Here is a 26,305-nt window from a genome sequence, read left to right on the forward strand (position 1 = left end):
TGGTTAAAACGGCAGCACGCCAGTGGGTAGGTAAACATCCATTACCCGCGTCATGGTCAAATACAGCGCCAACACCACCCCAAGCGATGTTGCCAGATTGATCCCATGGCGGCGGTAGCCGTAGTAAGCGGTTAGGCCAACACACAGCAGCGTCGAAGCCAGCACAAAGCCTAACGGCACGAGCAGGAACGCGTAGGCCGCAATGGCGATGGCGGTGACGATCACCCGTGCCCAAGGCGTTAGCAACAACGGCCCCTGGGTTTCGGCTTGATCAATCTGATCGGCACCCGCAATAGGACCTGGACGCTCAAAAAACAAGCACGCCGACAGTAATAGCAGAGACACACCTAACACTTTTGGAAATAGGTCAGAATCCACTGGGCGGGGCAGCGGAAAGTTGGGGATTTGCCAGGCCATTGCCAGATAGGCAGCCGCCACTAACGCCAACACAAGCGCTAGCCATTGGTTGGTATTGAATCGAGTCATGGGAAAGCTCTCCGAAGACGTCATTGCTGAACAGCAAGACCCTTGCGGTATCAGACGGAAGATCCCGGTGGCACGCTGCCACCGGGGGAGCCTTTGGGACGAGCGCTTACTGGCGCATCAGCCCCAGGTCGGTCAACACGCTGCTGAACTGCTCTTGCTGCTCATCCAGGAAGGTCGCGAAGCCGTCGCTATCCTGGTAGGCATCAATCCAGCCCAGCTGGTCGCTTGCTTCGCGCCATGCATCCGTTTCGAGCATTTCGGCGAAGAGCGTCTCGTAGTACTCAACCGCCTCTTCAGGCATTTCCGGCGCGCCCATTACGCCACGCCAAATATCGAAGGTGTAGTCGTAACCCTGCTCTTGGTAAGTGGGTACATCGGCCAGTCCACCGCCCAGACGCTCTTCGGAAGAAACGCCCAGCGCGCGTAGCTGGCTACCTTCACCCAGCTGACCTACCGCTTCACCGGCACCACCAATGACTGCCTCGATATGGCCACCCATCAGGTTAGTCATGGCATCGCCACCACCTGAGAAGGGGATGTAGTTGACCGAGGAGGCTTCCATACCCGCCGCGGAAGCAAGGCCAGCAACCGAGATGTGATCCATCGAGCCCGGCGCACTACCACCGCCCACGCTTAAACTAGGATTCTCTTTGAGCGCTGCAAAAAGATCATCCAGGTTTTGGTACTCGGAATCTGCCGCCACCAAAATAATCGAATAGTCGGTATTGATACGTGCAATCGGGGTGAAGTCGGTGTGGTCGTAACGCGATGCGCCTGCCAGGGGGACTAAAATCATCGGCGGACTGGTAGCGAAAAGTTTATGCGGATTGCCGTTATCACGGGCTACCTGAGCCCAGGCAACGGCACCGCCGCCGCCAGGCACGTTAATGGCTGCAAAGCTTTCGTCGGCCAGCTCTTCTTGCTGAATAACGCGGGACATGGTGCGCACTAGCGTATCCCAACCGCCACCAGGATTAGCCGGTGCAACAAACTCAATCGAACGGCTCGGTGTCCACTCTTGGGCGCTGGCGGACGTTGTCATGGCAAAGGCTGCCATCGGTAAAGCAAGCACGGCAAAGCGCTTTAGGGGAAGCATGGTCATGGGCGTTCTCCACATTAGCTATGTTGTTATATTAGCTGTGTTATAGATGGTTGTTATCTACGTATCTTTGTGTGGTTACACCCTTCACATTAGAAGACCGCTACTCCTCGCGACAAGCTTATGACCATTAATGGCAAAAAGTGCTTTTTGTGCGTTTTGTTCATTTTGTTCACGGCCGGTTAGAACGGCTCGTTTACAGTGATTCCAGCCATGTTGAGGAAGACTCAAGCAGCCGATAGCGTCGCTCAGGGCGACCCACATCGCCATAGCCAATTTCTGCATTAACCGCTTGTTCAGCCACTAAAAACTCCAAATAACGCCGCGCTGTTGAACGGCTTGCGCCCATTGCCTGCGCTACCTGCATCGCCGTTTGGGAATCATGCTCGGCTGCCAGCGACTCCACCACACAGCGCAGGGTCAAGCGGTCGATGCCTTTAGGTAGCGTGCGTGCCGCTAGCCGCGAAGGCTCACCTGGTTGCAAGCGCGCGAGCACCTGATCCAGCTCGTCTTGACTCATTTCAGCCCGATTCGCCAATGCCTCACGCTCGCGGCGAAAACGTGTCAACATTTGCGTCATACGCGTCGCTTCAATCGGTTTAATCAGATAATCAAAGACGCCACCACGCAACGCTTCGCTGATGGTTTCTACTTCGCGGGCGGCTGTCACCATGACGATATCCACATGCACATAGTCGCGGCGAATGGCCCATAGCAGCTCCAGCCCCTCCACATCAGGCAAGTAAGCATCTAATAAGATGAGTTGAACAGCATCAGCATGCTGGGCCATCAGGGCTTTTGCCTCGTTGCCGTTACGTGCTAACCCCACCACATAAAAGCCGTCGCTCTGCTCAATAAAAGCCTTGTGGATATCGGCAATGCGAAAATCGTCTTCGACGACCAAAATACCGTACTGCGTCGCAGACATAGCGTTTCCTCTTCCTGGCGTCGTTATTATGATTTAAGGCGTTGTGGCGACTTGGTCGCAAAGCGAACGATCCAGCACGGCAATAAAGCACGCGCCGCCTAACTCGCTCTCTTCTAATGTCACCTCGCCGCCATGCTGACGACACAACCGCGCGACCAGTGCTAACCCAATGCCACGATGTTTACCGGTTTTAGTAGAAAACCCATCTTGAAAGATCGATTCCGCATGCTCGCCGGGCACACCTGAGCCGTTATCCTCTACCTCAATCAACAGCTGCTCGCCCAGATCCGTAAAGAACAGGCGAACTTTCGGGGTGTCACTGTTTGGGCCATTAAGCGCCGCATGACAGGCGTTATCTAATAAGTTGCCCACAACGCTCATCATGACCTCTTGCCCAGTGACCGTCAGAGGGCAAGAGAGCGAGCTCTGCTCATCAATTTCCAGTGCAACCCCCAACTCCCGAGCTCGCGTCAATTTACCCAGCAAGATGCCGCTGAGTACTGCGTCAGCTACGTGGCGCATTAAAAAGCTCATTTGCGCCTGGGCACGTTCGGTTTCGTGATGAATCAGCGCTAGCGCCTCATCAACACGGTTCAGCTGCAGGAGACCAGAAATGGTGTAAAGCTTGTTGGAAAACTCGTGGGCCTGGGCACGCAGCATATCCACATCACGGCTTGCCTGGGTAAGTGCCTGGGAAAGATCAATAATTTCGCGGCGACTACGAAATGTCGCCACGGCACCTTCGATCTCACCTTCGTGCAAAATGGGCACGCGGTTGGCCACCACAGGATGGTCGCCCAGCCACATTTCCTGGTCAAACTCCTGCTCGCCGTGCTTTAACACCTCGCTTAAGCGCGAGTTGGGCACCACCTCACGGATTGGCTGCCCTAGCAAAACCTGCTCATCCGATAGCCCTAGAAAACGGCGTGCCTGCTGATTCACTAAGGTGATCTGACCATCGCGATTAACCGCCAGGATACCTTCGTGGATAGATTGCAGGATGGCCTCTTTTTCCATGGCCAAGCGGGCTATTTCATAAGGCTCTAAACCAAGGATGATTTTTTTAAGATGCTGCGACAGCCAATAGGCCCCGGCGAACCCTAGCAAAATCATCAGCGCCACCAGCGCCCACCCCAAGCTGGTATAACGGGCGACATCCATATCAACTCGTTCTAGCATGAAGCCCACCGAAACCACCCCGATGATGTTGCCCTCTTCATCCCAGATGGGCGTTTTACCGCGCATGGCGGTGCCTAACGTTCCGGTAGCTTCCGATACGTATGACTGACCGTAAATCAACGCCTGATCGTTATCCCCGCCCACCATTGGCTGGCCAATACGTTCCGGCACGGGATGCGAGTAACGTATCGACTGGGCATTCCCCACCACCACATAACGGGCACCGGTCTCGTGGCGAACGCGTTCAGCAAGCGGCTGGATAATCAGCGACGGGTCGGGTGTCGAGAAAGCATTAACAATTTGCGGCATGCCCGCGACGGTCTTGGCCACTGCCAATGCCCGCTCGCCCATTTGGTGGGTGATAATTTCTGCTTTACGGTGGTTCAGGTAGGTGCCTTGCGCTAGCAACATACCCGCCAGCAGAAAGCCAACCAGCAGCATGACTTGCAGGCGAAAACTTCGCTTGTACCAGCGGCGTTTGGCACGAGTACGGCGCCAGCGCTGTAATTCGGCCAACGTACGTGGGCGTGGGGCGGTCATAAAGGAACTCACTAGGCGCGACAGCGTCATTATGGCATGCAGCGCCAAGCGGCGTTAGCCGTTGCGCTTTTTCGACTATTTGCTTATTTAGCAGCCACTGATTTTGTTTTTATCGATATACTCACCGCTTTTAAAGCGTGCATGACGAACTCTCATCCTGCAACATCGCAGCCGCTCACAAAGACTGATACTCACGGAGGAGTTACGTGTTGAGTTTATTAAGAAATGTCTTATTAGCTAGCTTGTCGCTGTGGGCAACTTCCGCCGCCGCTTATCCGTTTTACGCCCCACCACCGCCACAAGATGATACGCCGGTGTTCAGCGGCGATGCCGAACTTGGTTTTACCCATCTTTCCGGCAACACCAATAGCCAAACATTGATTGGAAAGACACGCCTGACTTGGCTGACGGGAGATTTCACTCATTCGCTGCGCGGTGAAGTCCGCAATGTGAGTAAAAACGGAGAAACCAGCGCTGAGCAATATTTAGTGGCAGGCAGAGAGCGTTTTGACTTTAGCGGGCCCCACTATCTGTTTGGCTTTGCCCGCTGGGAAAAAGACCGCTTTGCTGGCTACGACCAGCAGCTTTCTGCCATTGGTGGTTATGGGCGGCAATTGCTGGCTGGTGAACAACATTCACTGTCGTTAGAAGCAGGCCCTGGCTATCGTAATGACCGATTACGCGGCGCTGATAATGAGCAATTGGCAGTTGCTTATACAGCACTCGACTATCAATTTGGCTTCTCAGATTATGCGGATATCGTTCAAGAAATGTCGGTGGAATATACCCGTCAGAACACTACAGCGCGTTCATTAACCGCACTAACAGCTCGGCTAAATTCACGACTTTCGCTACGCCTGTCCCATGAAATCAAGCACAACTCGCAGCCGCCTGAAGATGCCAGCGAACGCACTGACAGCACCACCAGCGCATCACTGCTCTATCACTGGTAACGCGCGCCCCTAAACACAGCCGCTTTTTTTCATTTACTATCAAATAGTTACACAACATTTTAAGTAGCTATGACTGCCATTAATCTATTCATAATGGTGCATCTCGCTTATTTTTCGCACCATTTTTATGCAATTTACCCCTCATCATTAGACTTTGGTCTATAGGAAAGATATACTACCCACAGTTTCCTGTCCTCGCGCCATTCATTGAATGGCGCTTTTTTTTGTTTCGAAAATCGGATGCTTTTAGGCGTTACGCCTACTCACGCACGGTTTAGTTAAGCTCAAGGCTCTGCTTACCCACCCCCTCATTAAACATAGGTGTTCTTAATGAACCACCCTGCCAATACAAGCGAGGGTACTTCGCGGTTTTCCCTCGGCGACCCCATCGTACTGGTGCTTAGCATCGGTTTCATCGTGGCGTTTCTTGGCCTCTCCTTTTATGACATTGATCTTGTCGCCAACTCAATCAGCGCCGGCTTTGCTTGGACAGCCCTGGTGCTAGGCAGCTACTTTCAATTGTTACTGTTACTGACTTTTTTTATTGCCATTGGTCTAGCTGTTACGCCAGCGGCAAAAGCCAAGATTGGCAATCTCGATGCACCAGAAATGAGTACATTCAAGTGGCTATCGATTATTCTGTGCACATTGCTAGCAGGGGGTGGTGTCTTCTTCGCCGCCGGAGAACCGGTCTATCATTTTGTGGTAACCCCTCCTGCTTTTAACACCGAAGCTGGCACCGCCGAAGCCGTCTCAAGCGCCCTTGCCCAATCGTTCATGCACTGGGGCTTTTTGGCCTGGGCGGTACTTGGCTCGCTAACCGCGGTGGTTCTTGCCCACGCCCACTATGTGAAAGGCCAGCCACTGCAACCACGCACACTGCTTTACCCGGTTTTTGGCGAGCGGCTTATGCGTGGCCCGCTAGGCGGCGTGGTAGACGCTTGCTGCGTGATTGCGTTGGTAGCAGGTACTGTCGGCCCCATCGGATTTCTAGCTACTCAGGTAAGTTTTGGCTTGCATGAGCTGTTCGGCCTTCCCGAAGGCTACCTCGGGCAGCTTATTATCCTTGCGGTACTAGGTTGCATTTACGTGCTCTCTTCGATGAGTGGTGTTCATAGAGGCATTCAACTGCTTAGCCGCTTTAACGTACTGCTGGCACTTGCTATTGGCGCGGTGATCATCGTGTTTGGCCCTACGCTGTTTTTAGTCAACACCTATGTGTCGAGCATGGGCGCTTACATTAGTAAGTTTTTTACCATGGCAACCATGACCGCCGACACCGCTCCCGCTTGGTGGATGCAGTGGTGGACGGTCTTTTTCTTTGCCTGGTTTATTGGCTATGCACCGCTGATGGCGATTTTCGTGGCGCGTATTTCACGCGGACGCAGTATTCGCGAAATGATTCTTGCCGTGGCGGTACTCGCCCCTATCGCGACGACCGTATGGTTCACTCTGCTGGGCGGCTCAGGCATTTATTATCAGCTCACGGGCGTCATTGATCTGACAGAAGCACTGAATAATTTCCAGTTTGATGTAGCGACGCTTACCGTGGCCCAAGCGCTCCCCGGCGGCACCTGGATGGCACTGGCAATTTTGTTATTGACGACAATTTTTGTGGCCACCACAGGTGATTCGATGAGTTATGCCATTGCCGTAGTAGGGGCTGGCCATGATGACCCAAGCCCATACGTACGTGCTTTCTGGGGGATTGCCATGGCGCTAATGGCGGCGGTGCTGCTGTATATGGGAGCAGGGCAAATTGGCGCCTTACAGCAATTTATCGTGATTACCGCGATTCCCGTTTCACTGATTTTACTGCCATCGCTGTGGAATGGCCCACAGGCAGCCTACGCCATGGCGCGCGAGCAAGGCATTATCGAGTAACGGTTAAAGCCCTTATGTTATAGACCTTCCAGTAGGCGCAGAATCATCTGCGGCTGCTGGTTGGCTTGAGCCAAGATAGCGATACCGGCCTGCTGTAGAATTTGCGCGCGAATTAGATTGGAAACTTCACGGGCGTAATCAGCGTCTTGGATGCGCGACTGAGCAGCAGACGTATTAATAATGTTGGTATTGAGTCCATCGATCACACTTTCGAAGCGATTTTGTACCGCGCCTAAATAGCTTCGCTGGCGATCCACCTTTTTGATAGCATCATCCATCGCCTTTAGCGGGTTATCCGTTGCGCTGCCATCTAAAACACTAAAGCTTTCCAGTCCCAATGCCTGCCTATTCATGGCTGCGAAGCGCACCGCAATGCTATCGCCATCGTTAGCACCCACCTGAATATTTACCGCTTTGCTACTATCAAACAACTTGATGCCGTTGAAATTACTCTGCTCGGCAAGGCGATCGATCTCTTCTAGACGCTGATCGATCTCATTTTGAATTGAACCAAGATCATCGGAAGAGTTAGTGCCATTAGCCGCTTGAACACTCAATTCACGAATACGTTGCAAGTTATCGTTAATTTGATCGAGCGAACCTTCCGCTGTTTGCGCCATGGAAATGCCATCATTGGTATTGCGAATGGCTTGCTCCATGCCACGTAGCTGAGCCCCCATGCGATTGGCAATCGCCTGCCCTGCCGGATCATCCTTAGCACTATTGATGCGTAGCCCAGAAGAAAGACGCTCCATAGCGGTCTGCATCGCTTGCTGACTGCTGCGCAGATTATTCTGCACGATAAGAGACATCAGGTTTGTGTTTAGGCTTAGCAACGCTCGTCTCCGAGGGAGGTCAGCCTGCCCAACAGTAGGAGGCTACACTGCTATTATCGGCCGCGACGCAAAAATCATGAATATGCTCGTTGTTTAAGTGTGCGGCGGCTGGCAGCAAGTACTTCATCTACCGGGCGACGCACGTAACTATGCAGGTAGTACCCCTCATCGATGACGTCTCCGTCCCACGCCACAATATCCAAGTCCATGGTTCTAGGCCCTGATTTAATGGGACCTCGCACACGTCCCAGACGGTTTTCCACCTCTTTTAAGTAAGCACGGAAAGCGTCGTGATCAAGGGAGGTACGCACGAGTAACGCGGCATTCAGGAAGTCCGGCTGGTGTTGATAGCCAACCGGCGTTGTGCGAATCGCTTCTGAGCTGGCTATCAGCTCACACTCGCTGCGCAAAATAGTCAGAGCTTCGTGAAAGTGGTGTTCCGGCTCAATATTGGTACCGAGAGAGATTAAGCATTCATGGAGGGCCGTATCTGGCGTAGTGCTTAACGACGAGAGTGGCATAGCTGCATCCTAATCTTGTAGACCCTAATTTAGAAACCCGGCGCTTAGCGTCAAAATTCGAAGGCGGTTGTCAGGTCATATTGATGATACGTAAGATTAGCTTGCCTGCTATTTTGTTCAAGCTATGTACAAGATATTGACAAACGCTACGCTCACGCAGAAAGTCATACACAACGCTAACGTTAATCCACTTGGGGAACTTGCATGAGTTCATCAGCTGCACTGATCACTGGCGGCGCAACACGTTTGGGACGCTATTTCGCCGAAGCCCTAGCGGCTAAGGGCTATGATATTGCCTTACATGTGAATAGCTCACGTGGTGAAGCCGAAGACGTTGCCAAGACGATTCGCGCCAAAGGACAGCGCTGCGAAATACTGCCATGCAACTTCCTAAGCGACTCTCTTGAAGAGCTTGTGACAACCGCCAAACAACACTTCCCAAACTTAAACGTGCTTCTTAATAGCGCCTCTGCATATGAACCTGCTCCCATTTCAGGCACCGACATGGCCATGCTGGAAACGCAGTTTAGGGTCAATATGTTCACACCGTTGCTGCTCACACGTTACTTTGCAGACGCCGTCGATAGAGGCCAGGTCATTAATATTATTGATAATAAAGTGGCATATCACCAGTACCCGTATGCCGCGTATCTATTATCGAAAAAGAGCCTTGCTGATATGACGCGTATGGCAGCGCTAGAGTTTGCACCACGCCTGCGTATTAATGGTATTGCTCCCGGCGTGGTACTGCCCGCTTCTCAACGCACCAGCGACTATATTCAATGGCGAATTGAAGGTATACCCGTTAAACACCAGGGTGATCCCGCCCACCTTGTACAAGCGTTGCACTATTTATTAGACAATGACTTTGTTGCTGGGCAAATTCTCTTTGTCGATGGGGGGGAGTCGATCAATCTTGAAGGGCAACATTCCGAAAACTATCCAGGCTGAAAGCATTCCAACCTATCTTTCAAATCTATCTTTCAAACTTATCTTTAAAACCTGTCTTTAACGCCCTCTTACGCCATACGCTGCCGATGCTTATTAAGTCATTCGGCAGCTTTTCGTTGACGGTACGTTAAGCCCTGCACGATTTAATCAAAGGTCACATTTCCCACCTTCCATGGACAGAAGAGTTGTCTGTAGACTCGTGAAAGTCGTCTTATTTCAGCTGGCATACAACTCATCTAGGCGACTATTCCAACAATAAAAAGGAATTTCTCTTGGACAAACTCGCGCAACAACTGGGGCTGCGCACAGACCCAACTATTTTCTTTTTCTCTGCAGGATTGATGCTGCTGTTTCTGGCTGATTCTCCTGCTGTGGATAGCACTCAGCCGTTACGGCAATATTCGCTTGGGCGGCGAAGACGATCGGCCGGAGTACGGCGTTCTAACGTTCTGACGAATATGAATTAAAGCGGATGTTTCAACAACAACGCCGCCCCTTGGGGCGGCGTTGTTGTTTAGTTAGCCGTGTCAATAACCGGCATTCTATTACACACCGTCAACATCACCATGATCAGGTTTTAGATGATCAGACTCTTTTGTGGCCTGCACTGACTGATTGGATGGCTGTTCGCTTTCCTGACGGATTGGCGATGTTTCTACCTTTTTCCGTTCAGCAGTGGAGTCCAACACGCGCACATTAGCGGGAGGTGTTTTGCCACCTTTAGTTTCACCGAAATAGAGTGTGGTATGCGGGAATGGAATCTCGATGCCTGCTGCATCAAAGCGCAACTTCACTAAACGGTTATAGGCACGCCCAACACCCCACTGATCGCCCGGCGTCGTCTTGATCACCACACGAATATTGACAGAGCTGTCGGCCAACGCGGTAACGCCTGCCACTGTCAGGTCAGCCAGCAGTTTATGGCTGTGCTCCTCGCTCTCCTTCAGGTCTTCGAACGCCAACTGCAGCTGCTCAATTGCTTCATCGATGCTCTCGTTATAGCCGATACCGTATTCACCGACGTGGTTACCGTACTCACGCATATAGTTCGACACAGTATCAACGCTGGAGAACGGCACGATATGATAAGTGCCAGACAAATCACGTATCCCTACCGAACGAATACTTAATCGCTCAGCGGTACCAGTGATACCGCCTACCGTTACCACATCACCGGTGTTCATGGCGTTCTCTACCTGAATAAAGATACCGGTAATAACATCCTGAACCAGTTTTTGAGCACCAAAACCAATCGCTAAACCCAGCACACCGGCACCAGCAATGAGCGGCCCGATATTAATGCCTATTTCCGACAACACGATCATGCCGGTAATTGTCACCATGGCAATCACTAAGGCATTACGGAACAGGCTCAACAGCGTTTTAGCACGCGCAGAGGGTTCGCCATGGCCGGTTTCTGGGTTGAGCTTATGCTCAATCAGGCTTGCTAGCCCCAGCCACACACCGAACGCAACGATCAAGATTATGGCGACGCTGGTAAGTTTCCCGACGAGGTTCGCGCCACGTTCGGAGGCGTACCATGCCGCTAGGTTAAACACTCCCCAGGCATCCAAGACGACCATAACGACCGCTATTAATAGCACGGTACGCAGCACGCGCAGGGCATTGGGCACATAGCTATTTAAGCGCACTTCCAGCATCGGCAGTTTGCGACGCAGATCATCGGATAGCCGAATACGCCGGCCAATCGTTTGTGTAAGGAACGCCGAGCACAAAAGCCCGATGACCACGGCTGCCAATGTTTTCAAAGTGGCAAACAGCACAAACGGCAATGCATCCCCAGGGCGTAACAAGGTAAGCACAAACACCATCAGGAAGTAGAGCAACGCAAACAAGTGCCAGGTTCGAGCAAACAAGCGCAGCGACACGCGGCTGGCGGTCATCGTTGCCCGAGATGCCATCTGGTTAAGATTATCACGCAGGCGCACACGGTTTTTAAGCACGACGCCGACCGCGTAGATGAAGGCCAGCAACATAATAAAGGTGCCTACGGCTTGGCCTAGGGTTGCCGCGATATAGAAATTAACCAGCGGCACGACCACCATCAAGCCATAGCCGACCATGCCAATTAAACGTGCTAACCAGCGATTCCAGTAGGAAGCCTCTTTCGCTGAAATAGGCAACAGGCGCAGCCCTTCATAGCGTGAAGAGAACAGCATACGCATACCCGCTTTCAGCAGTTCAATCACCAAGAAGGCGTTTAGGAATAACGAAGCACGGGTAGAGAGTTCACCGGTTTCACCCACCGCAAACGTCGCCACCAAGTTGCCGCCAACATAGGCAAAAGCAACCAGCAACACATCTACGACGGCAGCAATGGCAACACATAACACCAAACGCAGCACAGGTGTTAAGCCACTGCCCTGCTGAGACCAACCACTGATTTTAGTAAATAGCGGTTTAATCAAACGGCGGAAAAGTAAAAATATCGCGAACGTCGCAACAATCACGGTGCCTAGATTAATTGCTGCACTAACAAACGCAGCCATGTCGAACGAGCTAGCGCCTTGGCCGGTAAACAGGTCGCCTACCACGGCCACTGCCTGCTCGATCTGCCCGCCGACATCGCCAACCACACGACTGGTTAGCTCTGCCAGCTGACGGGGCAGTGATACATCCTCAGGGGCAAGGTCGCTCCCCTGGGCGGCTGCTTCCGGTGATAACTCACTGGTCAGTTCATTGGGTAACACTGACGCTTGATTTCGCAGCAGCTCAATCAGTTCTTGGCGCGCCTGCTCATCTTCCAGCAGATCGGCAAGTGCCGAATAAGAGGGCTGCTCCTCTGCGTTAGCGGTGTCTTCGCTTCCCGCACTCAACGTGGTTTGAGCGAGTGCAGGCGTTGTCAGCATGGCGAATAGCATCAATAACCAGACGCCTAGCCAGGGGAATAAACGTAATGGCGTCACACCTAAACCTCCCTTTGGATGAATCTTTTACTCAATGTCATTGCTAACTCGTTTATGCACATCGTTCCATGCACATCATAGTGCACGCTATTCATATTGCACTCTCGGTGAGTGCAAGATTTGTATAATTGATAAACAGGGTAACATGAGAAAAAGAGCGTGGCTCGCCACTAGCCGCGTCAATATTTGTGACATCAACGCTAGTTAAGTTGGCCTCATCTGTAGGTTTATCCGCACAGCGGCGCCAGCCACTGGTGGGCTAGCGCCAACAACAGTGCATAGCGCGCTCCTTTGGCCACCACAATCCAGAGCAACGCACGCCACCAGGGCAATCTAAAGATACCTGCGAGTACCGTGAGGGGATCACCCAGAACAGGTGCCCACGAAAGCAGCAAGCTCACTTCACCAAAACGTTTATACCAACGCTCTGCACGCGCTAATCCAGTGGGCGACGCGGGGAACCAGCGGCGATGTTGAAACTGGCGAGCATAACGTCCCAGCGCCACATTGATCATACTGCCCAGGGTGTTGCCAGCGGTTGCGACGAGCCAGAGCCCAAACGCGGGCTCGCCTAGGCACCACAACCGTGCCAGCCATACTTCTGAGCCGCCAGGCAGTAAGGTGGCGCTAGCCAACGCCACCCAGAATAGGCTAAACATAATGAGTGCCGTCTTTGTCAGTCACTGCAGGTGCGCAAAGCGCCGCTTATCGAGGCAGTTGGCCACCCAGTTGCAGGGTAATTTCGTCAGCGATGGTGCGCACTAACGCACCTAGTGCCAATAGGCGCTCTTCAGGAATACGCGCCATGGGTCCAGAGACTGAAATGGCCGCCAGCGGCGTGCCATGCTCATCGTGAATACAGGCGGCCACGCAGTGTAAACCCACCGCATGCTCCTCGCGGTCGCAGGCAAACCCCTGAGCACGAATAGTCGCCATTTCGATCAACAGCTCATCGGATTGATGCAGGGTATTTTCAGTCACTCGGGCAAGGTCGTAACCTTTGAGCAACGCGGTACGCTCGTCTTCGCTCATCCAAGCCAGTAGGGCTTTGCCCACCCCAGAAGCATGCAGCGGCGCCCGCGAGCCTAGACGAGTAATCATCCGCATCATCTGCGGCGACTCATGCTGGGCAAGAAAGACCGCCGTCGCACCATCGCGAATCCCCAAATTCGCCGTTTCCCCCGTTTCTGCGGTTAAACGGCGTAAAAAGGGCCGGCTTTGGGCGACGACATCACGTGCTTCTAAAAAGCTATTACCAATGCGGAAGGTTTTAACATCAATGCGCCAAAGCCCCTGCTCGCTCTCTTGCGTCACGAACCCCTGACTTTGTAGCGCTTGTAACAATCGGTGAGTGGTGGATGGCGCAAGATCAGCCATTTCCGCCAACTCCGATAAAGCCAACCCTAATGGGCTTGCCGACAAATGCTCTAACAGCGTGAGGCCACGTACTAATGATTGGCTGTGCCCACCGCTCGCCTTGGTGGCCCCCGCCGGACGTCCGACTGACCTACGCTTTACGTCACTCACCTTACTTTCTCCTGAAAGCGCCTCTCCTGAAGGCATAAAGTGAGGGAGGATAACGCGCCAGCGGGGCCGCTGTCGCGTTTACGGAAACAAATTCCACCAATGATATCTCAAGAGTTGCTAGCGATGGCGCCACTGAGGTGGGCGCTTGGCAATGAAGGCATCAATACCCTCAGCTGCATCGTCTGCCAACATGTTGCACGCCATGGTTTCGCCAGCAAACGCATAGGCTTCCTCTAACGGCATCGCTAGCTGCCGTGCGAACATGGCTTTGCCAGTGCGCACCGCCACTGCGCTCTTGGCGCAGATGCTCGCAGTGAGTTCACCCACGGCACTATCGAGTTCGCTCTCTTCGGCAACCCGGTTAATAAGCCCCCAGTCCGCGGCCTGGGAGGCGCTGATGAACTCTCCGGTCAGCAGCATTTCCATCGCCCGCTTTCGCGACACATTACGCGACAGTGCTACTGCAGGTGTCGAACAGAAAAGCCCCACATTGATCCCTGACACGGCAAATCGAGCATTGCTAGCTGCCACCGCCAAATCACAGCTAGCGACGAGCTGGCAGCCAGCGGCCGTCGCAATGCCCTGAACTTTAGCAATCACAGGGACAGGTAAGTTAACGATGCTCTGCATCACCGCGCCGCAGCGAGCAAACAGTGTTTGGTAGTAGGCTTTATCAGGGTTTGCACGCATCTGCTTTAAGTCATGCCCTGCGCAAAATGCCTTGCCGTTCGCAGCCAACACCACGCAGCGCACATGCTCATCCTCGGCAATGTCATCAAACGCACGTTGCAGCGCCGTCAACATGTCCTCAGACAATGCATTAAAGCGTTCAGGCTGGTTTAAAGTAAGGGTCGTTACCCCTTGATAATCAGTGCGTTGAAGAAGATTTGAAGACGCCAGTGGCGCACCTGCAGAGGCAGACATAGAAAGCTCCTAGACAGTCGAGTGTTGCTCAGTCTAGCGCGTACAAAGGCTAATGTTGGCGAGATACGACCAAAGAGGCCTCCTGAAGAGCAGGAGGCCTCGTGAGTTACGTGTTTGCGCGGTTGCCCTTGCGCTGGTTATAGCCTAGAGGATGGGGTTCACCGCGGGCCTTAGCCAGCTCGATTTGGCGTTGACGCTCTCGGGCGGCAGCACGGGTTTTTTCGGGGAGTGAGTCGATGCAGTGAGGGCAACTGATGCCAGGCTCGTAGGCCGACGACTGCATGTCATCAAGCGAAATAGGCATACGGCAAGCGTGGCACTGCTCATGCTCACCTTCGCTAAGGTCATGACGCACGGTGACGCGGTTATCAAACACGAAACACTCACCGCGCCATAAAGACTGCTCTTCCGGCACCTTTTCGAGGTAGTTCAGCACACCACCTTTAAGATGATAGACCTCTTCAAAGCCCTCTTTCAGCATAAAGCTGGAGGCCTTTTCACAGCGGATACCACCGGTGCAAAACATCGCAACTTTCTTGTGCTTTTCTGGGTTGTAGTGCTCACGCACGTACTCGGGAAACTCACGGAAGGTGGTCGTTTTTGGGTCAATCGCCCGCTCAAAGCTACCAATCGCCACTTCGTAATCATTGCGGGTATCAATCACCAGCACGTCTGGGTCGGAAATCACGTCATTCCAATCTTCCGGTTCCACGTAGGTGCCAACGGTGTCGTTAGGATCAATATCCGGCACGCCCAGGGTGACGATCTCTTTTTTCAGTTTCACCTTAGTACGATAAAACGGCGTTTCATCGCAGTAGGACTCTTTGTGATCGATATCGCTTAAGCGAGGGTCAGCGGTCAGCCAGGCCAGCAGGGCATCAATGCCTTCACGAGTGCCCGCCACGGTGCCGTTAATGCCTTCTTTAGCCAACAGCAGCGTGCCTTTAACATCGTTATCAACCATCGTCTGACGCAAGGGTTCACGCAGGGCTTCAAAGTCGTTCAGAGTGACAAACTTATACAGTGCCGCGACCACAATGGGCGGCATTTGGGTGGTTTCCGTCATGGAATACTCCTGGTAGTCGCCCTCGCAAAGGGCGGACCGGGTAAATAAACGCGCATAGTTTAGCAAACAATTCAGGTAAAGTGCTGCTCTGCCTGACGATGACTAGGGGGCGCTGATCAATCGTCGATTTATTCGATCTGACCATCTAAAAAGCTTCACCCCACGCGCCCGTCGAGCGGGCGTATATTGGTGTTATTCCTTACGACGCTTTCGGAGAGCACCATGCACATCCGTCGTTCTAACGAGCGAGGCTATGCCGACCACGGCTGGCTGCGCTCTTTCCACACCTTTTCGTTCGCCAACTATGTGGACCCTAACCATATGGGATTCCGCGCGCTGCGGGTAATTAACGAAGATCGGGTAACCCCTGGCAATGGCTTTGGCGCCCACCCTCACCAGGATATGGAGATCATCTCCTATGTGCTGGAAGGGGAAATGGAGCATCGCGATAATATGGGTAACGGTGAAGTCATGCGCCCGGGTGATGTGCAGCGCATGTCCGCAGGTACTGGCGTGTTGCACAGCGAGTTTAATCATTCAAAAGAGAACGGGCTGCATTTCCTGCAGATTTGGATCGAGCCCGCCAAGCGCAGCATTGCTCCTAGTTATGAGCAGAAAGCCTTTCCAACCGCTGAACGCCAGGGACAGTGGCGCTTAGTCGCTTCTCAAGATGGTCGCGAAGGCTCGGTGAGCGTTAACCAAGACGTTAACCTTTACGCTGGTTTGTTCGACGCTGGCGACCAGGCGGCGGCCCCACCATCACGCTATGCCTGGCTGCATGTGGTAAAAGGCACGATTGACGTTAACGGCGAAACTCTTGGCTCTGGAGATGCCGCCGCCTTTCAACCGGGTGAGACGTTTAGCGTGGCAGGCGGACAAGCAGCCGAAGTGCTGCTGTTTGATCTAGCCTAGCGCAGCCTCAGCCCTGAAACGAAAAACGGCCTCGAAAGGAGGCCGTTTTAGATGATCACGCTGATAACAGCGTTTAACTATTATGCGACGAGTACAGCGCGCGAATTTTCAGCGTGTGCTCAACTTTCTTCAACGCTTCTAGGGCCTGTGGGCCGTAGGCTTTATCGACATCAATGACCACGTAGCCCACTTTGTCATTGGTTTGCAGGTACTGACCTGAAATGTTGATGCCGTTTTCAGACAGTACGCGGTTAATTTGCGATAACACGCCAGGCACGTTGTCATGAATGTGCAACAGGCGATGCTTATCCGGGTGAGCAGGCAGCGCCACTTCGGGGAAGTTAACAGAAGTAACCGTGGTGCCATTATCCGAATAAGTAATCAGCTTTTCAGCCACCTCAATACCGATATTCTCCTGAGCTTCCAGGGTAGAACCACCGATATGGGGCGTTAAAATCACGTTATCCAGACCGCGTAGCGGGCTTTGGAACTCTTCATCGTTGCCTTTCGGCTCTACCGGGAAGACATCAATGGCGGCACCGTTAAGCTTGCCAGCCTTAATCGCCTCGGCCAGTGGTTCAATCTCAACAACACTACCACGGGCTGCGTTAATCAGGATGGCGCCCTGTTTCATGGCGGCGATCTCTTTCTCGCCAATCATCCAGCGCGTAGCAGGCAAGTCAGGAACGTGTAGGCTAACCACGTCAGAGCATGCTAACAGCTGCTCCAGGCTCGCTACCTGATTCGCATTGCCCATGCCTAACTTGGTGATCACATCGTAATAGATAACATTGAAGCCAAGCGATTCAGCCAATACTGAAAGCTGCGCACCGATGCTACCGTAACCAACGATACCCAGGGTTTTGCCCCGCGCTTCGTGGGAGTTTTTCGCCGATTTCAGCCAGCCGCCTTGGTGGGCGCGAGCATTCTTCTCGGGGATACCACGTAGTAGCATGATGGCTTCCGCCAGCACTAACTCTGCGACCGAACGGGTATTGGAGTACGGCGCGTTAAACACCGCGATGCCGCGCTTAAGGGCTGCCGTCAAGTCAACCTGGTTCGTTCCGATACAGAAACAGCCAACGCCCACCAGCTTTTCTGCCGCGTCAAATACGCGCTCATTGAGCTGCGTACGCGAGCGAATGCCGATGAAGTGCACATCACGAATCTTTTCGATCAGCGACGCTTCATCTAGCGATGTCGGCAGGTGCTCGATGTTCTCGTAACCTGCGTTGTGAAAATTGTCCACCGCGCTTTGGTGGACGCCCTCGAGCAGCAGGATCTTGATCTTGCTCTTGTCCAGGGACGTTTTGGCCATGGCTGAATCAACCTCTATGGTCGGCGGCATGCGCCGTGTATCGGTTCACGGAAGGCGCATATAGTAGCACAATCACTGCCGCTCTCGGCGTCTTGAGATGATGAAAAGTGTGCGTTTACAAGATGAACCAGACGCAAGTAGCAGAATTGACCCAGGATGAGGGCAGACGCCACCCCCTTAGCTCGGTGTATACTGGGCGTTTATTTTTTGATAACACGGCTATAGTCACATTCGCCGCCCGTAATCAGCGTCAGGGCGCCAGCAAAATAGTAGGCCTTACCCAATGAGCGATAACACTCCACCAGCGCAAGATTTCGCCGCAACGGTTTCACAGCTTGAAACCATTGTGGAACGCCTTGAGTCCGGCGAACTCTCATTGGAGAACGCTCTGACCGCGTTTGAACAAGGCGTGCGACTCACGCGTGAAGCCCAGCAGCGGCTCGACAACGCCGAACTAAAAGTTCGCGCATTAAGTGAAGACCGCGATGGTAAGCTTGACGTTACCTCTTTCGCGACGGTTCCAGAAACGGACAATGCCACTCATCACGGCAACGACAGCGAGGAAACGCCGCCATGGTAACGATGGCTAATGCTTCTCAACTGGCGACGCTGCGCCACGCGAGTAACGCGCGGGTGGATGCCACACTTTCAGCCTTGTTTGACTCCCAACCAGCCGTCGCGCCACGCCTGGAAGCCGCTATGCGTCACGGCCTATTGGTAGGTGGTAAACGCTTGCGGCCACTGCTGGTATATCTCGCAGGTAACGCGCTAGGGGCGCGGGACGACGCGCTGGATGCCCCTGCAGCAGCCATTGAGCTGATTCATGCGTACTCATTGATTCATGACGATCTGCCAGCCATGGACGATGACGATCTGCGGCGCGGCCAACCCACCGTACATAAAGCGTTCGATGAAGCCACCGCGATTTTAGCGGGAGACGCACTGCAAGCACTGGCCTTTGAGGTGCTTGCCAGCCAGCCTCATCCGCGGCTTGGCAGCATGGTCACTACGCTGGCCGTTGCCTCTGGCCGGGCAGGAATGGTCGCAGGCCAGGCGCTCGACTTAGCCGCCGTAGGTGGCCATCCGGACGTGGATGCCTTGGCTCATATGCATGCCCACAAAACCGGCGCGCTGATTGTAGCCGCAGTGCGCTTAGGCGGCTTAATCGCGGTGGATGAGAACGACCCTCGGCTTGCCGCTCTGATTCGCTACGCCCGCGCCATTGGTCTAGCCTTCCAGATTCATGATGATGTCCTTGATGTGACGGGCGATACCGTCACACTGGGTAAAATCTCTGGCGCTGATGCTGCACGTGCCAAGCCGACTTACCCTAGTTTACTGGGACTTTCCGGCGCACAGCACAAAGCCAATATGCTTATCGAAGAGGCCATTGCCGCCCTCGCCCCGCTTGGCGAGCAAGGCGCACCACTGGCCGATCTTGCCCACTATATGATCGAGCGCGACCACTAAACGATGTCCATGACCCTGTCCATGAAAACATGCCTATGAAGCTGTTCGACGAGATTCCCCGCGAGCGCCCGGTAACGCCGCTGCTCGACTCTTTTGATCATCCCGCTGCGCTGCGGGCCATGAATGCTAGGCAGCTTGCCCAGTTGGCTGACGAACTACGTGCCTACTTGCTATACAGCGTGGGTGTGACAGGCGGCCACTTCGGTGCAGGTCTGGGCGTTGTGGAACTGACCGTAGCGCTGCACCACGCCTTTCATACGCCCAAAGACCGTTTGGTATGGGACGTAGGCCATCAAGCGTATCCGCATAAAATTTTAACTGGGCGACGCGAAGCGATGCTCAGTATTCGCCAGCATGGCGGCCTAGCAGCGTTTCCACGCCGCGCAGAATCTGATTACGATACCTTCGGTGTTGGCCACTCCAGCACGTCGATTTCAGCCGCTTTGGGGATGGCTCTAGCCGCCCAGGCGAAAAACGACCCGCGCCGCGTGTGCGCCATTATTGGCGATGGCGCACTCACTGCGGGAATGGCATTTGAAGCGCTGGCCCATGCAGGCCACGTTAACGCCAATATGCTAGTGGTGCTGAACGACAATGAGATGTCGATCTCGGAAAATGTTGGCGGCATCGCGACCTATCTAGCCCGTGTGCTGTCTAGCAAGCCCTTCCTTAAAATGCGTGAAGAAGGCAAAAAAGTACTCTCCCATCTGCCAGGCGCACTCGAGCTTGCCAAGCGCACCGAAGAGCACATGAAAGGCATGGTGAGCCCTGCCACGCTATTTGAAGAAATGGGCTTTCACTACATCGGTCCGATCGATGGCCACGACTTGGAGGCGCTCACCGAAACATTGCGCAACCTGCGCGACCAGGACGGCCCCCAATTCCTGCATATCAAAACGGTCAAAGGTAAAGGTTTTCTGCCCGCCGAAGCTGACCAGATTGGCTATCACGCCATCACTAAGCTAGAAAAGCCCAGCGCCACTGCCAATGCGCCACTGGTGAAGCCCGCGGCAGCGCCCAAGGCCCCGGCCAAGAAAAAGTACTGCAACGTGTTCGGCGACTGGCTGTGCGATATGGCAGCCGCGGATTCACGGCTGATGGGAATAACCCCCGCGATGGGCGAAGGCTCGGATTTAATTCGCTTCTCCCAGCAGTATCCCGAGCGCTATTTTGATGTCGCGATCGCCGAGCAGCATGCCGTAACGCTCGCTGCGGGCATGGCCTGCGAGAGCATGAAGCCTGTTGTGGCGATCTATTCCACGTTCTTACAGCGCGGCTACGACCAACTTATTCACGATGTTGCCGTCCAGAATCTAGACGTAACCTTTGCGATTGACCGCGCAGGCCTTGTGGGCGAAGACGGGCCAACGCACCACGGCAGCATGGATTTGTCTTTTTTACGTTGCATTCCAGGCATGGTGATTTTAGCCCCTGCTGATGAAGCAGAGTGCCGCGCCATGCTTAGCGCCGCTTACCATCACCCAGGCCCAGCAGCGGTTCGTTACCCGCGTGGCACGGGCCCTGGCGCAGCCATTCCTGAACACTTAGAACCGCTGCCCATTGGCCAAGCACAGCTACGCCGCGACGCTGGGAATGAGGGGGTGCGCATTGCATTGCTGGCATTTGGTAGCGTCAACAGCGCTGCTGCTGAGGTTGCCGAAAAGCTCGACGCAACGCATATCAATATGCGCTCTATCAAGCCACTGGACCGAGACACCGTACTGCATGCCGCCGATGAGCATGAGCTGCTGGTCACGCTGGAAGAGAACGTGATTGCCGGTGGTGCCGGCAGCGCAGTGAACGAGCTGCTGCACGCGGAAGGCGTACAAATCGAGGTGCTTAATTTAGGCCTGCCTGACACCTTTGTTGAACACGGCACCCCCGCAGAGTTGCTACGCGACTGCGGTCTGGATGCCGACGGTATCGAGCGCGCTATTCGTGCTCGTCTCCCGTAACTTTTAACTTTTCAACGGTTGAGAACACCATGCTATTTTTGATTATTTTGTTTGGCCTGATTGGCCTTGCTGTCGGCGGCCCCATTGGCCTGCTGGTAGGCGGTGGGTTGGGCTGGTGGCTAGGGCGACGCATTAGCCGCCGCTTAAACGCTGCCCGCACACAAATCCAAGAAGGCTTTTTAGAGTCGATCTTCTCGGTAATGGGTTGCTTGTGCCAAGCCGACGGTAAAGTCACCGATGGCGAGCTTGGCGTGGCCGAAAAGCTGTTCGACCAAATGCATCTTCAGGGCGAACAGCGGGCCAAAGCGCGAGCCGCCTTCGAGCGCGGACGCGCCGACGACTTCAACTTAGATGCAGAACTGGCGAACGTTAACCGACTGACCCAGCGCCAACCGGTTTTACGCCAGGTGTTTTTGCAGGTTCAGTTAACCGCCATCGCTGCCGACGGCGTACTGCACCCTGCCGAGCACGAGATGATTTTGCGCGTGGCCCGTGGCGTAGGCTGTAGCGACGCCGAAGTGCAGCAGATTGAAGCCATGCTTCACGGTGCCGCCGCGAATTCGCAGGGCTCCAGCGAAGAGGCATTGAAAGACGCCTATCAAGTACTAGGGGTGAGTGAAGACGCCAGCGACGCCGAAATCAAAAAAGCGTACCGCCGCCTAATGAGCCAAAACCACCCCGACAAACTCGCCGGTAAAGGGCTGCCTGAAAGCATGCGTGAAGTGGCCCAGGCACGCACCAGCGAAATTGGCAACGCATACGAACGCATCCGTAGCGCCCGAGACCGGTAGCTCGACAGGTTTCTAAGCACTCGCTACATTAAAGCCTCACCGCGCTGCTTAGGAGCCGCCTAATGATAACGAACTACAGTTTTCCGAACTCTCGCTCGCTGCGGGTTACCTGGACACTTGAAGAGCTTGGCCTGGAGTACCTCTGCCAGCATGTCGCATTGGATAGCGGCGAAGGACAAACTGCTGAGCATCTAGCCCGCCATCCAGATGGCAAGGTGCCAGTGATTGAAGATGGCGAGCTAACGCTGTTTGAATCGGCACCTATCTGCCGCTATCTAGCCGAGCAATACGGTGATGGCCGCCTTCTGCCAGAAAGCGCCGCTGAGCGAGCGCAAGTCGACCAGTGGCTAAGCTTTATCGTCACCGAAATCGAGCAACCGCTGTGGCTTCAGGCCAAGCATAAATTTGCGCTCCCTCAAGATCAGCGCGTGCCTTCAGTCTTGCCCACCGCCGCCTGGGAATTTCAGCGGGCACTGCTTGCACTAGAACGCCGTTACCAGGGCCAGGAGACGTTAGTCGGCGAGACGTTCACCCTGGCAGATATCTTCCTTACCCATACGTTAACGTGGGCAGCCAGTATGAAACACCGACTGCCTGAACCTCTAGCGGCCTACCGCGCACGTCACGCTGAGCGCCCAGCGTTAGCCCGTGCCGTGGAAAAAGAGCAAGAAGCGGCAGTTGATCGCTAGGTAACCGCCCCATGAGGTAGAACAGCGCTGTAGACGGCAAAGTAGTGGCAAATACTTCCGGCAATCACAAACAGATGCCAAATAGCGTGATTGTAGGGAATGGCACGCACGGCATAGAAGATAACCCCTAGCGTGTAGATGATTCCCCCTGCGGCAAGCAGAGCGATGCCGGTCACCGATAAACTGGCTGCCATCTCTCTAGAGGCCAGGACGATCATCCAGCCCATCAGTAAGTAGATAGCCACGCGTAGTACCGCGAAACGCTGTGGCCAAAGCAGTTTGCAGCCAATTCCCACTAGCGCGAGCGACCACACGGCGGTAAATAAGATCCAGCCCGTGGTGCCGCGCATATTAACGAGCAGAAAAGGCGTATAAGTGCCCGCGATAAGCAAGTAAATTGCGCAGTGGTCAAGCAGCTGGAAGCGTTGCTTCCAGCGTCGATGAGCAATGCCATGATAGAAAGTCGAGGCAGTATAAAGCAGGACTAGCGTGGTGCCGTACAGGCTCAGGCTGACAATTTTCCAAGGGTCGACGTGGGCGGCTAAGCTCGCTATTACCAGCAGCACGACCATACCCACCAAGCTGAGCACAGCGCCAACCCCGTGGGTAATGCTGTGTAACCACTCTTCGACAATGCTGAACTCACCCTGCTCTTGAGGCAGCACGTCACACCGTTGTTCATCTAGAGCTGTCATCCTGGGGCGCTCCTGCTATGCCACACCCCACCATTATCACTCCATGCGTTCAATGCCTACAACGCTGGCGCAGGTAACGTGGCTTTAATGACTTATCATCCAAGGCCGTGCGGAAGGGAACATTTTATTACCTTCCGCCGTATAAAATACCTGGGGCTTATGACGTTCTTTATGACAACAACCTTTTTCGTGCTCACTATGCTGGTTGCCATGTCTGGGCTCGTGTGCGGCTTTTTCATTCCGTGCAAAGGCACTGCGCCGTGCTGGATCCATCGTTAATAACTGAGGGGCGACCAGCAATACTCGTGGTGACAAGGTTCCACAAGTTGGGCAAGCGCAAGCATCACCGACTTCGCACAGTGGAACCAGTTCGTGGAACAAGCCATGGGTAGCACATTTATAGTCGTAGAGAGGCATACCGCTTTCTCCTTGTTAGCATCCATTTTAAACAGGCAGCGATACTGGCGTGTCGCTGCCTTTCTCAATGCAGCGGTGGTAAGGCGCTCTACTTGTCCTTGGAGAGCGGCAGATCAGCTCCCTGGGCGACTTGCGCTCCAGGCCCATTGGCATTCGGCTTCACATCAATATCAAAAATATCCGTTGGCAGCCAAAGTGTTGCGCAAGCATTGGGAATATCGACAACGCCACTGATATGCCCTTGTACGGGCGCGCAGCCTAGCAGCGAGTAGGCTTGAGCACCGGTGTAACCAAACTTTTTGAGATATTCGATGGCATTGAGAACGGCCTGACGATAAGCCACATGCACATCCAGGTAGTGCTGCTTGCCCTGTTCGTCTACCGATACCCCTTCAAAAATCAGGTAATCATCGTATTTCGGCGTGATAGGACTTGGCTTGAAAATAGGGTTCTTGATGGCGTACTTCTCCATCCCGCCTTTGATCAGGTTAACCCGCAAGTGGATCCAACCAGCCATCTCAATGGCGCCACAAAAGGTGATTTCCCCATCACCTTGGCTAAAGTGCAGGTCGCCTACCGACAAGCCACCATCTTTAACGTACACAGGAAAATAAATTGTCGACCCACGCGATAAGTCTTTGATATCACAATTACCACCATGCTCACGGGGCGGCACTGTTCGCGCGCCTTCAGCGGCAGCTTGTTGCTTTGCAGTGCCTGATAATTTACCCATATGCGCCGTATCGGCGTAGGGCAGCGCGGCTAACTGGGGGATACGGTCAGGCTCGGTATCGTAAAGTGCTTTTTCTCGCTTATTCCATTCAGCCAACATCTCTTTTGACGGTAGGCAACCAATCAAGCCCGGATGGATTAAACCAGCAAACTCGACACCAGGAATATGTCGGGATTTGGTGAACATGCCATTAAAGTCCCAAATCGACTTTTGAGCCTCTGGGAAGTGCTCGGTTAAAAAACCACCGCCATTCTGTTTAGAAAAAAAGCCATTGAACCCCCACTGACTCTCCTCAAAGGTACCAATATCAAGAATATCGACCACCAACAAATCGCCAGGCTCAGCACCTTCAACCCCCACGGGACCTGATAAAAAGTGAACCTGGGTTAAGTCAACATCGCGTACATCGTCGGCGCTATCATTGTTATGAATTTGCCCGCCAGTCCAGTCATGACACTCAACGATAAAGTCGTCGCCAGGCTTTACCATGCAGGCCATGGGTATATCGGGATGCCAGCGATTATGGATCTGTTCGTTCTCGTAAGGTGATTGTTTAAGGTCAATTTTAATAATTGTTTCAGCCATAACAAACCTCTGTCACGTAACGTAGGATAGTCAGCGTAGAGAAGATCATTTCCCCTACCCCACTATGCAAAATAGTCACTCAGACAGTTATAAGCTAATTACATCTAGATTATTACGCAGCCTTAACTAAACTCAGCCGAGTATCTGCTCAACAAATACTCAGGAGAGCGGGCTTTAGAAGCTTTCAGACAGAAGAGCGGTTCAGTAGGGTGACAAAAGGGCTTAGTCACCCTTTACGTTCAATATCGACGTCGCTGGCTTGGGTAAAATCGTCCAGCGCCATCATATGGCCAAGTTTGCCCGCTTTGGTGGAGAGATAGTGCTCATTATGGGGGTTTAGGCCTGTGGTAATCGGCAGGCGCTCAACCACATTCACGCCATCCCGGGTTAAGGCATCCACCTTTCGAGGGTTATTGGTCATCAGTTTTAATGCCGTAATACCCAAGTGGTTAAGCATCGGCACACACAGGTCATAGCGACGCATGTCCGCACCAAAACCAAGCTGTTCGTTGGCTTCAACCGTGTCAGCACCTTGGTCTTGCAGATGATAAGCGCGAATTTTATTCAGCAGCCCAATACCTCGCCCCTCCTGGCGCAGGTAAAACAGCACGCCACGCCCTTCTTCAGCAATACGCTTGAGCGCTTCTTGTAACTGATAGCCGCAGTCGCAGCGCATGGAAAACAGCGCATCGCCGGTTAAACATTCAGAATGCACGCGCCCCAGTACTGGCTCGCCGCCGCTCACATCACCTAGCGTTAAGGCGATATGGTCTTTACCCGTGGCTTCGTCTTCGAAGCCGTGCATGGTGAATGTGGCCCAAGGTGTGGGCAGCCGGGAAGCGGCAATGAAGCGAATGGTCACAGGTTACCTCGTCGATTAACCAAACCAGCTAACCACACCGGTGTTGGAAAAATAAGA

General features: G+C 53.6%; 26 protein-coding genes. 10 read left to right on the forward strand and 16 right to left on the reverse strand.

Annotated elements, in window-relative coordinates:
* Positions 1-3: 3 nt before the first annotated feature.
* From NDQ72_19370 to NDQ72_19385, 4 genes are all read right to left on the reverse strand, one after another.
* Complete coding sequence (locus NDQ72_19370) at positions 4-486, reverse strand: tripartite tricarboxylate transporter TctB family protein (protein WKD28170.1); 483 nt, start codon at positions 484-486, stop codon at positions 4-6.
* Between the two features lie 106 nt (positions 487-592).
* Entirely contained in the window at positions 593-1,588 is a 996-nt protein-coding gene (locus NDQ72_19375; GenBank protein ID WKD28171.1) for a tripartite tricarboxylate transporter substrate binding protein, read from the reverse strand.
* A gap of 193 nt (positions 1,589-1,781) precedes the next feature.
* Positions 1,782-2,513 (reverse strand): response regulator, encoded by a 732-nt coding sequence (locus NDQ72_19380; GenBank protein ID WKD28172.1) that lies wholly within the window; start codon positions 2,511-2,513, stop codon positions 1,782-1,784.
* 33 nt (positions 2,514-2,546) lie between these two features.
* Complete coding sequence (locus tag NDQ72_19385) at positions 2,547-4,232, reverse strand: sensor histidine kinase (GenBank protein ID WKD28173.1); 1,686 nt, start codon at positions 4,230-4,232, stop codon at positions 2,547-2,549.
* Positions 4,233-4,441: 209 nt separating this feature from the next.
* Between NDQ72_19385 and NDQ72_19390 the strand changes: the two genes are divergently transcribed.
* Positions 4,442-5,185: a DUF481 domain-containing protein gene (locus tag NDQ72_19390; GenBank protein ID WKD28174.1), complete on the forward strand. Its 744-nt coding sequence runs from the start codon at positions 4,442-4,444 to the stop codon at positions 5,183-5,185.
* Between the two features lie 330 nt (positions 5,186-5,515).
* Positions 5,516-7,069: a BCCT family transporter gene (locus NDQ72_19395; GenBank protein WKD28175.1), complete on the forward strand. Its 1,554-nt coding sequence runs from the start codon at positions 5,516-5,518 to the stop codon at positions 7,067-7,069.
* Between the two features lie 17 nt (positions 7,070-7,086).
* On the opposite strand, the gene NDQ72_19400 is transcribed toward NDQ72_19395, so the two are convergent.
* Together NDQ72_19400 and folK are read right to left on the reverse strand one after the other, a co-directional pair.
* Positions 7,087-7,881, reverse strand: coding sequence for a flagellin FliC (locus NDQ72_19400; GenBank protein ID WKD28176.1), 795 nt, complete (start codon positions 7,879-7,881; stop codon positions 7,087-7,089).
* Positions 7,882-7,979: 98 nt separating this feature from the next.
* Complete coding sequence (folK, locus tag NDQ72_19405; protein WKD28177.1) at positions 7,980-8,426, reverse strand: 2-amino-4-hydroxy-6-hydroxymethyldihydropteridine diphosphokinase; 447 nt, start codon at positions 8,424-8,426, stop codon at positions 7,980-7,982.
* Between the two features lie 204 nt (positions 8,427-8,630).
* Between folK and NDQ72_19410 the strand changes: the two genes are divergently transcribed.
* Both NDQ72_19410 and NDQ72_19415 read left to right on the forward strand, forming a co-directional pair.
* Positions 8,631-9,377: an SDR family oxidoreductase gene (locus tag NDQ72_19410; protein WKD28178.1), complete on the forward strand. Its 747-nt coding sequence runs from the start codon at positions 8,631-8,633 to the stop codon at positions 9,375-9,377.
* Positions 9,378-9,752: 375 nt separating this feature from the next.
* The gene (locus NDQ72_19415) at positions 9,753-9,830 is read left to right on the forward strand and encodes a BCCT family transporter (protein ID WKD30448.1); all 78 of its coding nucleotides are present in this window, start codon (positions 9,753-9,755) and stop codon (positions 9,828-9,830) included.
* Between the two features lie 92 nt (positions 9,831-9,922).
* On the opposite strand, the gene ybiO is transcribed toward NDQ72_19415, so the two are convergent.
* The 5 genes from ybiO to NDQ72_19440 form a co-directional block, all read right to left on the reverse strand.
* On the reverse strand, positions 9,923-12,304 hold the full coding sequence (gene ybiO, locus NDQ72_19420) for a mechanosensitive channel protein (GenBank protein ID WKD28179.1): 2,382 nt from the start codon (positions 12,302-12,304) through the stop codon (positions 9,923-9,925).
* A 227-nt stretch (positions 12,305-12,531) separates the two neighbouring features.
* A complete protein-coding gene (locus NDQ72_19425; protein WKD28180.1) occupies positions 12,532-12,963 on the reverse strand; it encodes a DedA family protein in 432 nt (143 codons plus the stop codon).
* A gap of 46 nt (positions 12,964-13,009) precedes the next feature.
* Entirely contained in the window at positions 13,010-13,831 is an 822-nt protein-coding gene (locus tag NDQ72_19430) for a helix-turn-helix domain-containing protein (protein WKD28181.1), read from the reverse strand.
* 117 nt (positions 13,832-13,948) lie between these two features.
* Positions 13,949-14,755, reverse strand: coding sequence for an enoyl-CoA hydratase (locus tag NDQ72_19435; protein ID WKD28182.1), 807 nt, complete (start codon positions 14,753-14,755; stop codon positions 13,949-13,951).
* Between the two features lie 106 nt (positions 14,756-14,861).
* Entirely contained in the window at positions 14,862-15,821 is a 960-nt protein-coding gene (locus tag NDQ72_19440) for a rhodanese-related sulfurtransferase (protein WKD28183.1), read from the reverse strand.
* Between the two features lie 222 nt (positions 15,822-16,043).
* Between NDQ72_19440 and NDQ72_19445 the strand changes: the two genes are divergently transcribed.
* On the forward strand, positions 16,044-16,733 hold the full coding sequence (locus tag NDQ72_19445) for a pirin family protein (protein WKD28184.1): 690 nt from the start codon (positions 16,044-16,046) through the stop codon (positions 16,731-16,733).
* Positions 16,734-16,806: 73 nt separating this feature from the next.
* On the opposite strand, the gene serA is transcribed toward NDQ72_19445, so the two are convergent.
* A complete protein-coding gene (serA, locus tag NDQ72_19450; GenBank protein WKD28185.1) occupies positions 16,807-18,051 on the reverse strand; it encodes a phosphoglycerate dehydrogenase in 1,245 nt (414 codons plus the stop codon).
* A 283-nt stretch (positions 18,052-18,334) separates the two neighbouring features.
* Between serA and NDQ72_19455 the strand changes: the two genes are divergently transcribed.
* The 5 genes from NDQ72_19455 (at position 18,335) to NDQ72_19475 (ending at position 22,956) form a co-directional block, all read left to right on the forward strand.
* Positions 18,335-18,631, forward strand: coding sequence for an exodeoxyribonuclease VII small subunit (locus NDQ72_19455; protein ID WKD28186.1), 297 nt, complete (start codon positions 18,335-18,337; stop codon positions 18,629-18,631).
* Positions 18,625-19,521: a (2E,6E)-farnesyl diphosphate synthase gene (gene ispA / locus NDQ72_19460; GenBank protein ID WKD28187.1), complete on the forward strand. Its 897-nt coding sequence runs from the start codon at positions 18,625-18,627 to the stop codon at positions 19,519-19,521. The genes NDQ72_19455 and ispA overlap by 7 nt, the downstream gene beginning before the upstream one ends.
* A gap of 29 nt (positions 19,522-19,550) precedes the next feature.
* Positions 19,551-21,476: a 1-deoxy-D-xylulose-5-phosphate synthase gene (gene dxs / locus NDQ72_19465; GenBank protein WKD28188.1), complete on the forward strand. Its 1,926-nt coding sequence runs from the start codon at positions 19,551-19,553 to the stop codon at positions 21,474-21,476.
* Between the two features lie 29 nt (positions 21,477-21,505).
* On the forward strand, positions 21,506-22,267 hold the full coding sequence (djlA, locus tag NDQ72_19470; GenBank protein WKD28189.1) for a co-chaperone DjlA: 762 nt from the start codon (positions 21,506-21,508) through the stop codon (positions 22,265-22,267).
* A gap of 62 nt (positions 22,268-22,329) precedes the next feature.
* Positions 22,330-22,956, forward strand: a complete 627-nt coding sequence (locus tag NDQ72_19475) for a glutathione S-transferase family protein (GenBank protein ID WKD28190.1) — start codon at positions 22,330-22,332, stop codon at positions 22,954-22,956.
* Here NDQ72_19475 and NDQ72_19480 read toward each other — a convergent pair.
* The 4 genes from NDQ72_19480 to ribA all read right to left on the reverse strand — a co-directional run bounded on the left by NDQ72_19480 (position 22,953) and on the right by ribA (position 26,248).
* A complete protein-coding gene (locus tag NDQ72_19480) occupies positions 22,953-23,651 on the reverse strand; it encodes a hemolysin III family protein (GenBank protein ID WKD28191.1) in 699 nt (232 codons plus the stop codon). The genes NDQ72_19475 and NDQ72_19480 overlap by 4 nt on opposite strands.
* A gap of 84 nt (positions 23,652-23,735) precedes the next feature.
* On the reverse strand, positions 23,736-24,068 hold the full coding sequence (locus tag NDQ72_19485; protein WKD28192.1) for a zinc ribbon domain-containing protein: 333 nt from the start codon (positions 24,066-24,068) through the stop codon (positions 23,736-23,738).
* Positions 24,069-24,156: 88 nt separating this feature from the next.
* On the reverse strand, positions 24,157-25,386 hold the full coding sequence (locus NDQ72_19490; protein ID WKD28193.1) for an acetamidase/formamidase family protein: 1,230 nt from the start codon (positions 25,384-25,386) through the stop codon (positions 24,157-24,159).
* A 226-nt stretch (positions 25,387-25,612) separates the two neighbouring features.
* A complete protein-coding gene (ribA, locus tag NDQ72_19495) occupies positions 25,613-26,248 on the reverse strand; it encodes a GTP cyclohydrolase II (protein ID WKD28194.1) in 636 nt (211 codons plus the stop codon).
* Between the last annotated feature and the right edge of the window lie 57 nt (positions 26,249-26,305).

Source organism: Halomonas sp. KG2 (assembly GCA_030440445.1).
Taxonomy (GTDB): domain Bacteria; phylum Pseudomonadota; class Gammaproteobacteria; order Pseudomonadales; family Halomonadaceae; genus Vreelandella.

Bases quoted from the DNA above. Each gene is read 5' to 3' on its own strand.
- NDQ72_19370 (WKD28170.1), bottom strand. From the start codon at position 486: ATGACTCGATTCAATACCAACCAATGGCTAGCGCTTGTGTTGGCGTTA.
- NDQ72_19375 (WKD28171.1), bottom strand. From the start codon at position 1,588: ATGACCATGCTTCCCCTAAAGCGCTTTGCCGTGCTTGCTTTACCGATG.
- NDQ72_19380 (WKD28172.1), bottom strand. From the start codon at position 2,513: ATGTCTGCGACGCAGTACGGTATTTTGGTCGTCGAAGACGATTTTCGC.
- NDQ72_19385 (WKD28173.1), bottom strand. From the start codon at position 4,232: ATGACCGCCCCACGCCCACGTACGTTGGCCGAATTACAGCGCTGGCGC.
- NDQ72_19395 (WKD28175.1), top strand. From the start codon at position 5,516: ATGAACCACCCTGCCAATACAAGCGAGGGTACTTCGCGGTTTTCCCTC.
- NDQ72_19400 (WKD28176.1), bottom strand. From the start codon at position 7,881: ATGTCTCTTATCGTGCAGAATAATCTGCGCAGCAGTCAGCAAGCGATG.
- folK (WKD28177.1), bottom strand. From the start codon at position 8,426: ATGCCACTCTCGTCGTTAAGCACTACGCCAGATACGGCCCTCCATGAA.
- NDQ72_19410 (WKD28178.1), top strand. From the start codon at position 8,631: ATGAGTTCATCAGCTGCACTGATCACTGGCGGCGCAACACGTTTGGGA.
- NDQ72_19425 (WKD28180.1), bottom strand. From the start codon at position 12,963: ATGTTTAGCCTATTCTGGGTGGCGTTGGCTAGCGCCACCTTACTGCCT.
- NDQ72_19435 (WKD28182.1), bottom strand. From the start codon at position 14,755: ATGTCTGCCTCTGCAGGTGCGCCACTGGCGTCTTCAAATCTTCTTCAA.
- NDQ72_19440 (WKD28183.1), bottom strand. From the start codon at position 15,821: ATGACGGAAACCACCCAAATGCCGCCCATTGTGGTCGCGGCACTGTAT.
- NDQ72_19445 (WKD28184.1), top strand. From the start codon at position 16,044: ATGCACATCCGTCGTTCTAACGAGCGAGGCTATGCCGACCACGGCTGG.
- serA (WKD28185.1), bottom strand. From the start codon at position 18,051: ATGGCCAAAACGTCCCTGGACAAGAGCAAGATCAAGATCCTGCTGCTC.
- NDQ72_19455 (WKD28186.1), top strand. From the start codon at position 18,335: ATGAGCGATAACACTCCACCAGCGCAAGATTTCGCCGCAACGGTTTCA.
- ispA (WKD28187.1), top strand. From the start codon at position 18,625: ATGGTAACGATGGCTAATGCTTCTCAACTGGCGACGCTGCGCCACGCG.
- dxs (WKD28188.1), top strand. From the start codon at position 19,551: ATGCCTATGAAGCTGTTCGACGAGATTCCCCGCGAGCGCCCGGTAACG.
- djlA (WKD28189.1), top strand. From the start codon at position 21,506: ATGCTATTTTTGATTATTTTGTTTGGCCTGATTGGCCTTGCTGTCGGC.
- NDQ72_19475 (WKD28190.1), top strand. From the start codon at position 22,330: ATGATAACGAACTACAGTTTTCCGAACTCTCGCTCGCTGCGGGTTACC.
- NDQ72_19480 (WKD28191.1), bottom strand. From the start codon at position 23,651: ATGACAGCTCTAGATGAACAACGGTGTGACGTGCTGCCTCAAGAGCAG.
- NDQ72_19485 (WKD28192.1), bottom strand. From the start codon at position 24,068: ATGCCTCTCTACGACTATAAATGTGCTACCCATGGCTTGTTCCACGAA.
- NDQ72_19490 (WKD28193.1), bottom strand. From the start codon at position 25,386: ATGGCTGAAACAATTATTAAAATTGACCTTAAACAATCACCTTACGAG.